We start from the raw sequence: 15,986 nt of genomic DNA on the forward strand, positions 1-15,986 counted from the left end.
TTATCGTTTAAGCCAAGGAAATCCGTTATACCATGTCTGACATTCTGGATACGAATCGCGAGCAGGAAATACTCGATAGCGCCGTTGCACAAGGTGGTGCGTATGAAATTTTACGCAAACGCCTCACTGAACAAGGCCAACAACTTCATCAAAAAGCCACTGAGCTCAATCAGTATCGCTTAGATGAATTTGGTCAAAGCCAAATGGATATTATTGGCCGTATTCGTATTCGCACTGAAAATAACTGCCAAGCCAGAGATATTGTTCGTGTAGGTGAGTGGTTACTATTTGGTTATAACGTTTTCCTTGGATTAAAACGTGAAACACATCTTGAAGATGTTTTTTCACTTTATCGTTTAATTGAAAATGAGGGCGAGTTTGATGTTGAAGCCGTACCTTATGAAAATACGTTCTTAAACGACAATCGCTTTATTCAAGATTTTACTGAGCTCTATACTTACTATAAAAATACGCAACTATTACAGTTAGTTGAGCGTGACGGAAAGTTACTCGCCAGTTTCCAGATTGGTGCTCGTATTACTGATGTGCGTGTTTTTCGTTGGTCAATTTCAAGTGATAAGCAACGTATTGAATATATTGATAATCGTGGTGAACGCGATATTGCTCTTCCTCCTGCTTATGATTTTGAATGGACAAAAACCCAACGTGAAGATACGGTCAACGGCCGTTTTCCTCATATCAATATTCTTGATACCGTTTTTGTCGAAACAACTGGTGGCGATCTAACCGTTAAATGTGAAAATAATACTGAAGATGGTTTAGGTATTTATCGTGAAGCTGTATTAGATAAGAACCAATCTCTCGATGATGCACAAATTGAATATGCTCAAACAGGCAGTTTAATTCTGTTAAAAATCTTGCCGTATCGAGAAGAAAATTGGCGTTATTTGGTCTACAACATTTTGGCGCAAACCGTACAACGCATTGATGCGATTGGGCAAGCTTGCGTCCAATTACCTGAAGATCATGGCATTATTTTCCCTGGTGGCTATTACCTGCAAAATGGTGAATACAAAACCTTTGATCAACCGATGGAAGGTATGTATTTCCGCCGTCTGCGCCGTTCGCCTAATGGTGAAGACGTGTTATATGTTTTCTACTCGCCTTCACAAGGTCGCCTCGCGCTTTTCAATTACAATATGATTGAACGCAAACTTGCTGTGCCTTTAGTCGGTCATGGCTATGCGATGTTAGAAGACGGGAAAATGGTACTGTTTGAAGGTGAAGGCGAAGAAGCAACGCGCGTTCATCCAATGCAAGTTTGGCAAACCCCGTTCTATTCAGAAGAATTTGCCGATAAACAACCGCCTCGTAATGGTTTCTATGGAAGAATTGGTAATGCTGATTTAGTGCGAGGTATTTCTGAAATATTGCATGTCGCAAAAGAAATTGAAGGTAATCAAATTTCTATTGCTCGTTATGAACAGCTTAGTTCACAACCTAAAAATTTATTAGATCTCTATTATTGGTTTAACGATGAACACTGTTTGGGTATTGGAAAACTTCTCAAAGATATCGCTCAAACCAGCGAATTAGTGCTTGATGAATATGAAAAAGTAGAAAGTATTCGTCAGCAATCTGCGAAATCCATGCTTGAAGCGGTGAATCGCCAAAAATCACTACTCTCCTTAACACTGCCTGATAGCTGGACAGATATACAACAATTTGTTGATAGCTTAAATTCACTGAATGCTCATCGTGGGCATCTGATTTCATTGCGTGAATTCCGTTATATGGATTTAACCAAGCTCAGCGCGATGGAAACGGAAATTACAGAAACTCAGCAACGTGTTTCTCAAGCCACAGCGCTGTTTCTTGCCAGTGATAAAGCGTTACAACCGTTTAAAACTCAGCTAGTTACTTTTGAAAATCTCATTGAAAAAGCGCAAAACAGCGCACAGTTAGATATCCCGATGAATGACATGGAAAAAATGTCCGCTGATTTGGATATGCTTTCTAACTTAATGGCATCTTTAACATTCCAAGATGTCACTCAACAAACCCATATTATTGACGCGATTTCACAGATCTATGCTCAACTAAACCAATCCCGCGCTCGACTACAACAAAAACGCAAATCACAAAGTAGTGTCGAAAGCGTGGCACAATTTGGCGCACAATTTCGCTTATTTAGCCAAGGGATCACCAATGCATTATCCCTTGCAACCGATCCTGAGCGTTGTGACGATCAGCTTTCTCGCTTATTGCTTCAATTAGAAGAGCTTGAAAGCCAATTTAGTCATCATGATGAGTTTCTTGATGATATTCTCGCTAAACGTGAAGAGTTAGTTGAAACCTTTGAGTCGCACAAACAAGTACTGCTTGATGATCGTCAACGTCGCTCACAAAGCCTGCTTACTGCAGCAAATCGCTTGCTGGAAAATCTGCAACGTCGTACTTCTCGTTTGCAATCACAAGATGAATTAAATGCATTTTTCGCATCCGATCCACTATCATTAAAAACACGAGAAATCATTGAAAAGCTAAGAGAAATCAATGATAACGTCAAAGCTGATGATATTGATGCGCGTCTAAAATCCTCTCGCGACCAAGCTATTCGTATTCTGCGGGATAAAACTGATATTTTTGAAGACGGCGGTAATGTCATTAAATTAGGGCCTCGCCATCGTTTTAGTGTTAATACGCAAGAGCTTGATCTCACTATCTTACCTAAAGAAGATAAACTCTGGTTATACCTAACAGGCACAGATTACCAAGAGCCGATTGAAAATGCAGAGCTAGCCCAATTACAACCTTATTGGAATGCCTCACTTGAGTCTGAATCTGACACCGTTTATCGCGCAGAATACCTCGCTTATTCCATTATTTATGCCGCAGCAAAACGTCAAGATGGCCTTGATTACGAAACGCTAAAAGAAGCACTCACCATTCCAGAAAAACTGGAAAAGCTCGTACGTGATTTCGCAACACCACGTTATAAAGAAGGCTATGAAAAAGGGATCCACGATCACGATGCGATCGCTATATTGAAAAAGCTGCTCCCAATAGGTGAAAGTGCCGATCTTCTACGCTACAACCCGACTGCTCGCGCAGTAGCCGCACTATTTTGGGAAACCAAACAAAATGAGCAATACCCTGCTTTGTGGCCTGAACGTGCAAGAACTGCACTGAATATTCAGCAATTATTCCATACAGATGACGCGTTAACCGATCTGCAAGCTGAAATCGAAGCGGATATACGCCTATTCCTTCATAATAATCCGATTGAGTGCGAACACTATATTCCGATACAAGCCTCTGAATATTTAAGCTTTGCTTTGGCGAGAACACCCATTGAATTGGTTTATAGCAAATATGCTAAAGAGTTAGTGGTTGCACTGCAAAGTCGATTAGAAGAAGCCCATATGTGGATGGACTTTAATCGTTCACAACAAAATTTAGGCACGCGATACGCACAGCGTTGGGCACTGATCCAAAATTGGCTACAAGGGTTATGCTCTCTACCTGATTATGCCGATCTTACCCCTTATATTCCGGGTGCTATCGCTATCATTATTTTAGATAAAGTCGCATCAGCGCGTTATAGCGAAGCCGATTTATACTTTACAGTAACAGGTTTATTAGGCTCTCACCCAACGATTGAAAACCAAGCGTTATCACTCAGTTTAGATGATTATTTCAGTCGAATGCGTGGGCAAAGAAAGAACTTTATTCCTGCATTTCGACAGTACCTCACCTTGCGCCAGAAAATAGTCAGTGATGAACGTGAGCGCTTAAAATTGCATGAATTTAAAGCCAAACCATTAAGCTCTTTTGTCCGTAACAAGCTGATTAATGATGTTTACTTGCCGATTATTGGTGACAATATGGCAAAACAAATCGGGGCTTTAGGAGAAGGTAAGCGCACCGATTTAATGGGATTATTGTTAATGATCTCCCCTCCAGGTTACGGTAAAACCACATTAATGGAATATGCTGCGGCACGTTTAGGTCTGATTTTTATGAAGATCAATGGTCCTGCATTAGGACATAACGTGCTATCGCTCGATCCGGAACAAGCGCCCAACGCAACTGCGAGACAAGAGCTTGAGAAGCTCAACTTAGCGCTAGAAATGGGTAATAACGTTATGCTGTATGTGGATGATATTCAGCATACTCACCCTGAATTCTTACAGAAATTTATCTCACTGTGTGATGGAACAAGACGTATTGAAGGGGTATGGAAAGGAAAAACCAAAACCTATGATATGCGGGGTAAAAAATTCTGTGTCGTGATGGCAGGAAACCCTTATACCGAATCAGGCGAAGTTTTCCGTATTCCTGATATGCTGGCTAACCGTGCTGATATTTATAACTTAGGTGAAGTATTAGGGGGTATGGATGAAGCCTTTGCGCTGAGTTATATCGAAAACAGCCTAACATCCAATGCGGTATTGGCACCGCTGGCTCTGCGTGATCTTAACGATCTCTATGTTTTAGTGGATAAAGCAATGGGGAAATCCGTTTCGACCAACACATTAAGTTATCCATATTCAGATGCTGAAATTAATGAAATTGTAATGGTACTTAAACACTTAATTACCTTACGAAATGTTATCTTAAAAGTGAATCATCAATATATTGCCAGCGCCGCTCAATCAGATAAATATCGCACAGAGCCAGCATTCCGTTTGCAAGGCAGTTACCGCAATATGAATAAGTTAAGTGAGAAAGTGTCTGCGGTAATGAATGATGAAGAAATTGAACGCTTGCTAGACGATCACTATCTTGGTGAAGCACAACTGCTAACAACGGGCGCTGAAGAGAACTTACTAAAACTCGCTGAATTACGTGGAAAATTAACCGAAAAAGATACTACTCGTTGGACACAAATCAAGAAAGACTTTATGCGTAATAAGGCATTGGGTGGTGATAACGCTGATATTGGCGACCGCGTAGTATCACAGTTAGCCAATTTAGTGGAAAGTGTGCAAGGTCTACGTTAAAGATAAAAAATAGTCATGTTTAGCCCACTTATTTTAGTGGGCTAAATACTACATAAATAATGTTTTATAAATCGAGAAACCTATTTCACGTTCACGATATTGATTTGTTCACAACAAATGAAAGCGTGAACATCGTTAAGATTAAATATATTTACTATTAATAAATCATGATATCAAAGGAAGAATTGTTGTAATATATATTACGAATTCTATTAATAATTAAATTTATAGAAATTTAATTATATTTTATATAATTAATAACGCTACGATTAACAATAAATAACAATATTATTTAACAAATGATTATATCCAGTACATAAAATCCATATTAACTCACACTCTGAAAAGAATGAAATAAACGAGATATTAATAAGAATCACTCTTAATCTATTTATGAGATCTCTCTCTAAAGATAGGAAATTAACTTAGGATTAATAGCATAGAAATGATAGCATCAAAAATGCTATAAATTAATTCTATAATTTACATGACTTTAGTTTAAATAAATTAAAAACTTTTAAATATATTGTCTTCAATTTATTAACAAGGAAGATAATAGATATCTTCATCAATAATTATTTAAACGTACTATTCTAATTTTTAGATTAAAGTTATCGAAAAATTATTCTATTTTTGTCTGGTTTAAGGCATTTTTATACCCGACAAGTAGCAACACAACAAAATACTTTCAATAAAAGTGGGCGTACTATGAAAAGCATGTTTACGACTCGGGAACTCCCTGACGTAGATCGGTTTTCCGTATTCAGGGATACAATAAAAGACCGCTTTTTATCGTCTTATGAATGCAATGAAGTCGAATTGCCTCCTCATTCTCGATTTTATGCCAATATTGTCGAGCAACAGGTGACCAATATGCGCTTTATTCAGCTAGAGTCTAATGGGCACTGGGCGAGTAGCCGTCCATTAACTCATAAACTTAGCTTAGAAGAGCATTTTCAAATTGAAATCCAGCGTTCAGGAACCAGCCATCTTACTCAAGATGGAAGAACCGCATTTCTACGGCAAGGTGACTTTTGTATTTTTGATATGGCAAGACCAGTATCATGGTCTTTTGATAACGATTACTCATTATTTAAAATTTTGATCCCAAGGGAGAAACTGGCATCCCGTTTAGGTAATACCCAAAATCTCACTGCAAGAGCGATACGTGGTAATAGTATTACCGGCTCTCTCGTTTATAGCTTTGTGATGCGCTACATTCCGTTCTTAGATTCAATGCCGCCACAGCATGCACAACAACTTGCCGATATTTTATTGAATTTAATTACGTCTGCTTTCAGTGAATACAGTATAGCGACACCACCGCAAAGCTTAGGAAGGTCAACGCTATTTTATTTTGCTCAGCACTATCTTGAGCAACATCTTTCTGATCCAGATTTGAGTGTTAATGAATGCGCAAATGCGTGTGGGATCTCCGTGCGCTATTTACAGATGTTATTTAAAGAACAAAATACGTCTGTACTTCGTTGGATCTACCAAAAACGTCTTGAGAATTATAAAGCAGCTTTAGTGAATCCTCTCTTGGCAGAGAAAAATATTACACAGTTAGCTTATGAATGTGGATTTAGCGATATTTCTAATTTAAGTCGAAAATTTAAATCTGAATTTTTTATGACACCTTCCGAGTATCGAAAAATACACTCATTAAGATAAGTAGATTAATTATCTCCCCCCTAGTTTACATTTTGGAGGTTATTCTAGAGGGGAGATAAAATTTATTTCATTAGCCGTAACGAAACTCAATGCCTAATGTGCCACACGGATACTCCCATTTTTTTAAAATCGTATCGCCACATAAAACACGGCAAGTACCACACTCTAAACACCCTGCATAATCAAAAAGATATTGTCCTTTTTCATCTTTTTTATATAACCCTGCAGGGCAAGCTTTCATTAAGATTTCAAATTGTGCAGGATCGATATCATCCTTTAAAACGATATGTGGATTTTCTTCATCCACATTAAATTTATTGACGCCTAATTTAACGTCTACATTTACTTGACTCATAAAGAACGTACCCCCTTAAATCCATCTTTAATTAAGTTCATCACACCGACTTTCTTAACTTGAGACAGTATTTTCTTACGCACAGGTTTTTCTGGGCCATTAATCACGAATAAATCATGCATGACATTGGCAGCCATTTGCGGGTAATCCGTAAAGAATCTTGTATTATCGAGGAAAGAAGGTAAGTCTTTATATAACTTCATATCTTTCATGACGAAACTGTCATTTAATAACGATTGATAGCAACTTAATTCTTTTTGGCTATAGCTGTTTTGCTCTTTCGCCATTAATACTGCTTTTGCAGCTGCTTCACCAGAGGCAATTGCTAAATCCATCCCTCTTACGGTATAGCCAACGTTAAGGCAAAATCCAGCAGCATCTCCCGCAACTAATACGCCATCTTTGACTAATTCAGACACCATATTCATGCCACCTTCTGGCACCATATGCGCTGAATATTCTAATAATTTGCCGTCTTTGATAAGTGGTGCAACAACAGGGTGTTGTTTAAAATCTTCTAATAATTGAGGAACCGTTTTTTCGAATTTGTCGACATTATGTAGCCCTAAAACAAGGCCTAAAGAGACGGTGTTTTTATTGGTATATAAGAATCCGCCACCTAAATATCCGCCTGATGGTGCGCCAGCAAAAAGCCAAGCTAAGCCTTCATCATTAGTACAACCAAATCGGTCTTCCATTTGTTGTGGCGTGAATTCCAATAACTCTTTAACCCCTACAGCCACAGTGTGAGGATTAACTTTTTGTGTCATACCTAACTGTTTTGCTAATAATGAGTTAACACCATCAGCAAGAATAACGACGTGAGCTTCAATTTCATCATCACCCGCTTTTACACCACACACCTTTCCATCTTTTACCAACACTTCATCGACACGCACACCCGTGATCACTTGTGCGCCAGCGTCTTCTGCTTTTTCCATTAACCATTGATCAAATGAAGAACGCAATACGGTATAAGAGCGTGCCGCTTCCTCTTCTTGCTGAGTATGTTGATAATCTAAAGTGACCCCATCGGTTTCCGTTAGCATGGAAATTTTTTCGCGCGTCACTAGTCGTTCAACAGGGGCTTCTTGAGCAAAATTGGGAATGATTTTTTCAAGACTATGTGCGTACAAACGCCCACCTGTCATATTTTTACTGCCAGCGAAATTACCTCGCTCTACCACTAAAACATCACACCCTGCTTGTGCTAATACATAGGCAGCAGTACCACCAGCAAGTCCACCACCCACAATAATGGCGTCAAAAATATCGTCTGACATACTTTCCTATCCTTTTATTATGTGTGGTCGCTTAGCAAATTATCACTAAGCGACCTACGGTGATTAGCCGCCAAGCTTCGCGGTTAATGCAGGTAACACTTTGTAGAGGTCGCCAACAATACCGTAATCCACCATATTGAAAATTGGGGCATTTTTATCTTTGTTGATACCAACAATGATTTTTGCTCTATCCACACCGACCATATGTTGGATTTGCCCTGAAATACCGACAGCAACATAAACGTCCGCACCTAAAGTCACGCCTGAAACACCAATGTAGCGATCGTGTTCCATCCAGCCTTCACCTTCAGCAATTGGACGAGAACAACCTACTTCACCTTGAAGGGCTTTCGCTAATGCTGACGCTAATGCAATATCATCTGCCTTAGCAAAACCGCGTCCAACACCAACAACACAGTGCGCTTTACCTAAATCAACAGTACTACCTTGTTTTGGCTTACGTGCTAACACTTTTAATGTATGTGCGGGGGCGATAAAGGCACTTTGCACCACAGGTGCATTGGGTGCGTCTTTGATTGCTTCCACATCGAGCGCACTGCCCACAGTGGCAATAGCATAAGGTGAACGAATTTCTGCTTTAGCATGTGCTAAACCACCATAAACTTGGTGTGTTGCAATCACGGTATTGTTTTCAATAGCAAGGCTTAATGCATCACTGACGACACCCGCTTTTAACGTCACGCCAAGGCGAGCGGCAATGGCTTTTGCACGTTTTGATGAAGCAAGAAGAACCAATGCATTCTCGCCCGCCTCTTTAATAATGGCGGCAAAAGAGGCGGCATAATCGTCAGCAATCACACCTTCTTGTGGTGCGAAACAATAAACACAGTCAGCGCCTAAGTTGACACATTCACGCGTGCTTTCATCATCACCGATAAACAGCACATTAACCTTTTCACCAAGACCACGAGCCAATGCAATCAGCTTTGCTAAATCATCCGCTTTTTCGGCATAAACAAAGGTAGTAGGTAGTAAACTAGCCATTTTTAATCTCCTTATTGATTAACCGCTTGGCGTAAATGTTCAGCAAAAGTGGCAATATTTTCATCTGAATCACCTTCTAAAATAATACCAAGGCGATCAGATTGCTCTGGCGCACAAACTTGTGTTTGCACAACAGTCAGAGCAGAAATATCAACACCGATATCTCCTAAACCCAGCTTTTCAACAGGTTTTTTATTCGCTGCTAAAATGGCTTTCATTGAAGGGAGTTTGGGTGTGTTAATGCTCGAAGTGACACACACAATCGCTGGTAATGTCAGTTCAAGTTCTTCAGTGATATTTTCTAAATCACGTTCAACTATGATTTTGTCGCCTTCAACGGTAATTTTGTTTACTGCGTTGACACAAGGTAAACCTAAATATTCACCTACCGCCAAACCCGTTTGTTGAGCGTATAAATCACCAGAACCCTCACCAAAAACTAATAAGTCAAAACCGACTTTTTTTGCAGCTTGCGCAATAATATTGGCAGTATCTGTTGAATAAAGAGCGCTACACGCATCATCAGCAACTAGCGTTAATGCATCAGGACCACGCGATAAAATGTCTTTTTTGATTTTCGCGTTTTCAACCATTGCACTTGTACCCACACTTAATGCCGTTACGGTGCTATCACCAAGGGTAGAGGCAATTTCTACTGCGGTTTCAATGGCATTCAAGTCATACAAACTAATTTTTAAACCCGCATTATCGGTTGCGAGTGTACGATCAGGCCGTGTTGTGATGTCTTGTTCGTCATGAACAACCTTACAGCAGGCAATAAGTTTCATAATTCACATTCTCCGTTTTGCACAATGCAACAAATTAATAAGCTCAAATCCCATTACGCTAAAATATGCTTAGCGATAACCATGCGTTGCACTTCACTTGTGCCTTCAAAAATTTCGGTGAGTTTTGCTTCACGCATCAGACGTTCAACAGGATAGGATTTGGTGTAACCCATACCGCCATGTAATTGGACGGCTTTTTGAGTCACATAAGTGGCAGCCTCTGCTGCATAAAGTTTGGCTTGAGCAGATTCACGGGTATAAGGAAGGCCCGCCATTTTGGCAGCGGCAGCGCGATAAACCAGCATACGTGCGCAATCAACACGAGTTGCCATATCCACTAATACCCATTGAATACCTTGGTTAGCCGCAATTGGCTTACCAAATTGAATACGCTCTTTGGTGTAAGCAATCGTGGCATCTAATGCACTTTGTGCGATCCCTAATGCAAGCGCAGAACAACTTAAACGTCCACCGTCTAAGGTTTCCATCGCGATATTAAAGCCTTTACCTTCTTCGCCTAACATGGCGCTGGCTGAAACAACACAATCACTAAAACTCACAGAGCAAGTTTCAGAGCCGTTCATGCCCATTTTGTCTTCAGGTAAACCAATGCTGATACCCGGGTTATCACGCTCAACTAAGAATGCAGTGATCCCTTTAACACCTTTACTTTTATCCGTCATGGCAAATACGATAAAAAACGCACCTTGAGGTGCTGCGGTGATCCACAATTTAGAGCCATTAATCACATAGTTATCACCTTGGCGAACAGCAGTTGTTTCTTGAGCCGCAGCATCACAACCCGCGCTAGGTTCTGACAAACAGAAGCACCCTAATTTTTCGCCCGAAACTACACCCGGTAAAATGCGGGCTTTAGTTTCTTCATCAGCATATTTTTGAATAATTGGGCCAGTTAAAGAGCATTGTGAACCCATGATCATCGCGTGAGAGGCACTGACTTTTGCCATCTCTTCTGTTGCTAATACATAGCTAATTGCATCCGCTTCTGTACCACCATAAGCCTCATCAATATTGAAACCAAAGAGTCCTAATTCAGCCATCGGGGCGACGCTTTCACTTGGAAAACGGTGCTCTTTATCAATTGCACCCGCAATTGGTTTAATATCGTTTTCAACAAACTCTCTGACCATATCGCGGATCAGGACTTGTTCTTCTGTTAGCTGAAAATCCATGTTTATTTTCCTCTGAGAATATTTATGGTTATCTCTATGGCGTGCGATTTCACGTTTGTCGCCTTATCGCACGCATTAATGGGTTAACGTTATTTCTACATCGTCGCTATAGATGCAGGTAAAAAGGTGTACAGCAGCAACATAAACATCATTGCTAACAGTGGGATAGCGAGGGTTAATGTACCCACAGGACCGTATCCCTCTTTATGGCTGACACCACAGACGCTAAAGACAGTAATAATCAATCCGTTAAATGGAGGTGTTGTACTCATAGATGCCATTGTGGCTACACGGTGTAAGGAGCCTTGATCAACCACCGTTGCAGGGAACATTGCAGCAATCATTGGCATAGCAATACTTAACGCACCAGAGCCTGAACCACTGATAAACACCAAGGCACCGACTGAAATTGCAGTCACAACAAGTGGATTAAGACCCGATTGAGCAATCGCTTGAAATGATTCTTTGAACGCAGGTAAGGTCATGACTAACGCACCAAACCCAACAATAACCGCCGTGTTAAAGAGGGAGGTCACCCCTTCCATCGTTCCCGCAGCTAAATTAGGGACGAGTTTTTTCCAATCGAGATAGCGTAAATACACAATTAAGGCGGCAATAATCGCGCAGAACAGTGCAATAGCAGGGTCCCATTTCAGGATATTCAGCACGACAAGCAGAATAAGCATAGGGAGTAATGCAACTAGCACATTAGGTAATTGACGATCTTTCTTACCTTCCTCTGCTTTTGCTGTTTTTTCATCTTCAACCCAGCCTTCGCCTTTTGCTTTTACACGCTTAAATAACCAAGTGAGGTAAATAATGACTAAGGTGACTTGGAACAGTGCCGTCAACATACCTGGGACTAAACCAGCTGTTGCTGACGTACCTAAGAACTTCATTGGGATAAGGTTTTGGATCTGAGGGGAGCCCGGCATTATCATCACAAACGTACCCGCACCTGCAAAATAGACAGCTGGAATAAGTCTGCGAGGAAGATTCGCTTTGCGGAATAAACTCACCATCATGGAATAAACGGTAAACAGTGCAACAAACACTGAAACACCGCCGTAAGCTAAAATGGCACAAGCCGCAACTAATGAAGGAATAACGGCCCTTTCGCCAAATTTGCCAATAATAAAAGAGGCAACACTATCAGCAGCGCCACTGATAGCGGTTAATTTGCCAAAAATCGCACCGAGTACGAAAATGAAGAAGAAGCTGCCAAAATAACCACCTAATCCGCCGGTATACACTTGTAATAGTGCATCGACAGGATTAAGCATATCTGGTGATACAAGCCATGCAGTCACAGCAAGAAACAGGCTGGTGGTAAAGACAGAAATGAAGATATGTATGCCTTTCATACACATAATCATTAATATCGCTAGCCCGATGATTAAACAAATAATACCCATGATTGCCCCACTTATATGTGTTAGGGTTCAATTGACCTGTGCTATCCACACAGGTCTTTTGTGACTATTGATTAACGTTGTTAAGCAGAGAGCACATCTGCAAAAGTTTGCAGTGCCGTTCTTGCCTGTTCATATGTTTTAGTTTGCTGATCGATTTCGATGATGATGGAAGGAATGCCTTCTCTATCGAGGAATTTCTTCACAATAGGGGCATCAAATTCTTCAGGATCACAGAACTTCGTCAGTAAATAGACGACACCATCAGCGCCTGTGTTTTTCACCATATCGGCAATTAAACGACCGCGTTTTTTCTCTGGATCATACAAAAGTGAACACCCTTCAAGCTGAGCAATTTGCTCTGCCATCGCCTCATAAGGTGCTTTATTTTCAGGGATATCTTGGCGGAATTGACGAGACTCATGTGCAACTTCATCTGCCACAATCGCCATCTTGTTATCAGCCAAAATTTGTAGAATTGAAGGGCTATCCGCAATAATGCCTGTTACAACAATCTTGTGCCCTTTCCAAGGTTCTGGAGACAAGGTTTTGCATTGTGCAACAATGGCTTCAACGGCTTTGGTATGTTCAACCACATCCATAAAATAACCACTTTTGATCACGGTATTACGGCGTTGTGGTGTGACTAAATTTGGATGAAGTGCCGCGATATCTGAAAACTCACGTAATGCGCGACGACGTTGATTAAACAGATGAATAGCATTTTTTAGTGCCTCATCTGTCACGGCTTGACCGGAAATTTCCCCTAATTGCAGTGCAATTTTTTTGTATTGTTCAGTTAAGAATGCAATACCTGCTGGTGTTTTACGGTTCTGTGGATGGACTAATTGAATAAAAGGAACTTGTGGTACACCGGCTTTCCAGTTTTGTCCTAAGCATTTTAAGGTGTCACACAAAGAAGGAATTAAGGCAGCAGACAATTTGTTTAATGCCCCATCCAATCCCATCTCAAGAGAAGAAAGCACTAACGCACAATAGAAAGGAGGAAAATATTTCTTCGCTTCTGAGATCTCACGTCCTTCTGCACCCCAAATACCAAAAGGCACCATACCTGCCGCATAGACAATTTCATTCGGGGTATATTCAGGAAAACAGCCAATAACCTTTTTGCCACTGCGAATAAAACCATCTAATTGAGCAACAGGGTTATCCACCACGGCTTGCAACTCATCAAACAACTCCGTTAATGTTTTCATTAGATGTCTCCCTTTTTCATTTCTGCTTTGTTAGCAGCCATAATTTCAGTCAATGCTTCAACACGGGTGACATACTGCGCTTCAGAGAAAACACGAGGATCAGCTTGGTCGCCATCAAAAGTCACTGTTGGGATCTTAAGTTCATGACGAATACGGCGCTCAATTTCAGGCATAATGCCACTCCAGAGCTTACAACTGCGGTTAACGTGAATAATCGCGCCGTCCACTTTATTCTGACGACTGACATCAATACGCATATCCGCCGCACGCTCAACAGAGACACAGTTAGGAACGTAAGAGTAAGCGCGCATCATCTCGTCGCTATTTTGATAAATCACACCAAACGCGGTGGCATAAACAGTAGCGGTAACGTTGATACCCTGCTCTTTTAACGGGGTCGATGTGGCACGTAAGTAAGGCCAGCAGGCAATACCTTCAAAGAGAACACGGTATTTTTCTTCACCGCGATAAGTCGATTTTTTCTCTTTGATGTTTTGTTCCATCTCTTCACACAGTTGCTCAAAAGCCAGTGCAGCTTCTAATTTACCGCGAGCACAAACCGCAACAGCCATGTGATTAAAGAGATCAAAACCATTCATTGGAGACGGTTCATATTGGCAATATTCTGCCGCTTTTAACCATGCGCGCCCTGTGCGTTGTGAGATCTCACAAACTTCCTTGAATTTCTCTTCGGAGAAGACTTTGCCAGTGACTCTTTCGAGTTGTTTAATCGCATCATCAAATTGAGCTTGAACGTATTTCACCGTGACATCATCAGTGTCATAGTCATTTTTATAAGGAATATCGATAAGGATCATCGGGATATTCAGCTCATAAGCGATATTTTCATACCATTTGATCATGCAGTTACAGATATTGTTACAGCACAGTAAGAAGTCTGGCTGTGGCATATCCATCTCTTCACACTGTTTAATATCCATGTAAGAGAGGCTGATGCGAGCATAAGCACAGATGTCGTTGGAATATCCCATGCTTTCTGCGTGTTCACACATTTTTAAACCTGCACCTTTCGCTGCAATTGCAGCAGCTTGGTTTTCAGGGTAAACCACACATAAACCTAATGTTTCAGCGATTTCTTGAGGGAAGTTAGAGGCACACCACCCTATTTTTTCACCGCTATTTTTCGCATCCCACGCACGCTGATAAGCATCAGCAGCGATTTTTTGCAGTCGTTTTTTCGCAGGAATATAATCCGGCGCATTCATATCTACATTGCTCATTTTGATGTTCCTATTGTTAACGCATCGTCTTCCAGTTGATGGCGGTACGCTTCAAAGGCATAAATGGCGGCACCTATCGCCCCGTTGTATTGTGATAATGGAGAGGTGGCGATAGAGGCGTTCAACTCTTCGCTAACATAACGAACAACTTCAAAATTGCTGGCAACACCGCCTGTCATAACAACAGGTGCTTCAACACCAACCCGTTTTGCAAGGCCAGCAATACGGCTAGCCACAGAGCAGTGAATACCATTAATCACGTCGGGTATTGTTTCGTTATTTGCGAGATGGGAGATAACTTCCGATTCAGAGAACACGGTACAGGTTGAGCTAATCGTGACTTTTTTAGTGGACTTAGCACCCTCTTGAGCGAGATCAGAAATTTTGGTTTCTAATACTCGCGACATCACATCGAGAAAGCGTCCTGTACCAGCAGCGCACTTGTCATTCATCACAAAGTTTAATAAACGTCCTGCACCATCCATATGAAGTGCTTTAACGTCTTGACCACCGATATCAATCACTGTTTTCACGCCCGGAAAAAGAAAGTGTGCGCCTTTCGCATGACAGCTAAGTTCGCTCACTTCTTTGTTGGCTTCTTTCAGCGAATTACGGCCATATCCTGTTGCGCAGATCCAGCTGATCTGACTGAGATCGCCACCAAATTGGCGCAAGACTTCATTGATCGCTTTTTCAGGGCCAGATGTCCCAGCACCGACAGATGCCAATGACTTCGCGACAATAGCGTCACCATTTTTCATGATGATGCATTTTGATGCAGACGATCCGATATCAACGCCCATTGTGAAAATGTCTTGTTGCATGCCTTTGCTCTCCTGAAAATTAAAAAA

The 15,986-nt window shown here is 41.0% G+C and carries 11 protein-coding genes; 2 read left to right on the forward strand and 9 right to left on the reverse strand.

Annotated features, from left to right (window positions below):
- Positions 1-32: 32 nt before the first annotated feature.
- Together EHE21_RS16375 and EHE21_RS16380 are read left to right on the forward strand one after the other, a co-directional pair.
- A complete protein-coding gene (locus EHE21_RS16375; protein ID WP_194951262.1) occupies positions 33-4,967 on the forward strand; it encodes a DNA repair ATPase in 4,935 nt (1,644 codons plus the stop codon).
- 708 nt (positions 4,968-5,675) lie between these two features.
- Positions 5,676-6,641 (forward strand): helix-turn-helix domain-containing protein, encoded by a 966-nt coding sequence (locus EHE21_RS16380; RefSeq protein WP_088494525.1) that lies wholly within the window; start codon positions 5,676-5,678, stop codon positions 6,639-6,641.
- A gap of 70 nt (positions 6,642-6,711) precedes the next feature.
- On the opposite strand, the gene EHE21_RS16385 is transcribed toward EHE21_RS16380, so the two are convergent.
- From EHE21_RS16385 to EHE21_RS16425, 9 genes are all read right to left on the reverse strand, one after another.
- A complete protein-coding gene (locus EHE21_RS16385; protein ID WP_075673872.1) occupies positions 6,712-6,996 on the reverse strand; it encodes a ferredoxin family protein in 285 nt (94 codons plus the stop codon).
- Positions 6,993-8,279, reverse strand: a complete 1,287-nt coding sequence (locus EHE21_RS16390; RefSeq protein WP_088494524.1) for an FAD-dependent oxidoreductase — start codon at positions 8,277-8,279, stop codon at positions 6,993-6,995. The genes EHE21_RS16385 and EHE21_RS16390 overlap by 4 nt, the downstream gene beginning before the upstream one ends.
- A gap of 63 nt (positions 8,280-8,342) precedes the next feature.
- Positions 8,343-9,284: an FAD-binding protein gene (locus EHE21_RS16395; RefSeq protein WP_194951263.1), complete on the reverse strand. Its 942-nt coding sequence runs from the start codon at positions 9,282-9,284 to the stop codon at positions 8,343-8,345.
- Positions 9,285-9,295: 11 nt separating this feature from the next.
- A complete protein-coding gene (gene fixA, locus EHE21_RS16400) occupies positions 9,296-10,072 on the reverse strand; it encodes a putative electron transfer flavoprotein FixA (RefSeq protein WP_088494522.1) in 777 nt (258 codons plus the stop codon).
- 53 nt (positions 10,073-10,125) lie between these two features.
- Entirely contained in the window at positions 10,126-11,265 is a 1,140-nt protein-coding gene (locus EHE21_RS16405; protein WP_088494521.1) for an acyl-CoA dehydrogenase family protein, read from the reverse strand.
- A 95-nt stretch (positions 11,266-11,360) separates the two neighbouring features.
- Positions 11,361-12,680, reverse strand: a complete 1,320-nt coding sequence (locus tag EHE21_RS16410; protein WP_072069069.1) for a GntP family permease — start codon at positions 12,678-12,680, stop codon at positions 11,361-11,363.
- An 80-nt stretch (positions 12,681-12,760) separates the two neighbouring features.
- A complete protein-coding gene (locus tag EHE21_RS16415; protein ID WP_194951264.1) occupies positions 12,761-13,894 on the reverse strand; it encodes a 2-hydroxyacyl-CoA dehydratase subunit D in 1,134 nt (377 codons plus the stop codon).
- Positions 13,894-15,135, reverse strand: coding sequence for a 2-hydroxyacyl-CoA dehydratase subunit D (locus EHE21_RS16420; RefSeq protein WP_194951265.1), 1,242 nt, complete (start codon positions 15,133-15,135; stop codon positions 13,894-13,896). The genes EHE21_RS16415 and EHE21_RS16420 overlap by 1 nt, the downstream gene beginning before the upstream one ends.
- Complete coding sequence (locus tag EHE21_RS16425; protein ID WP_228766706.1) at positions 15,132-15,959, reverse strand: acyl-CoA dehydratase activase; 828 nt, start codon at positions 15,957-15,959, stop codon at positions 15,132-15,134. Before EHE21_RS16425 ends, EHE21_RS16420 begins: the two co-directional genes overlap by 4 nt.
- Between the last annotated feature and the right edge of the window lie 27 nt (positions 15,960-15,986).

Origin of the sequence: Proteus sp. GOKU (assembly GCF_015475555.1) — a bacterium.
In the GTDB taxonomy this organism is placed as follows: domain Bacteria; phylum Pseudomonadota; class Gammaproteobacteria; order Enterobacterales; family Enterobacteriaceae; genus Proteus; species Proteus mirabilis_B.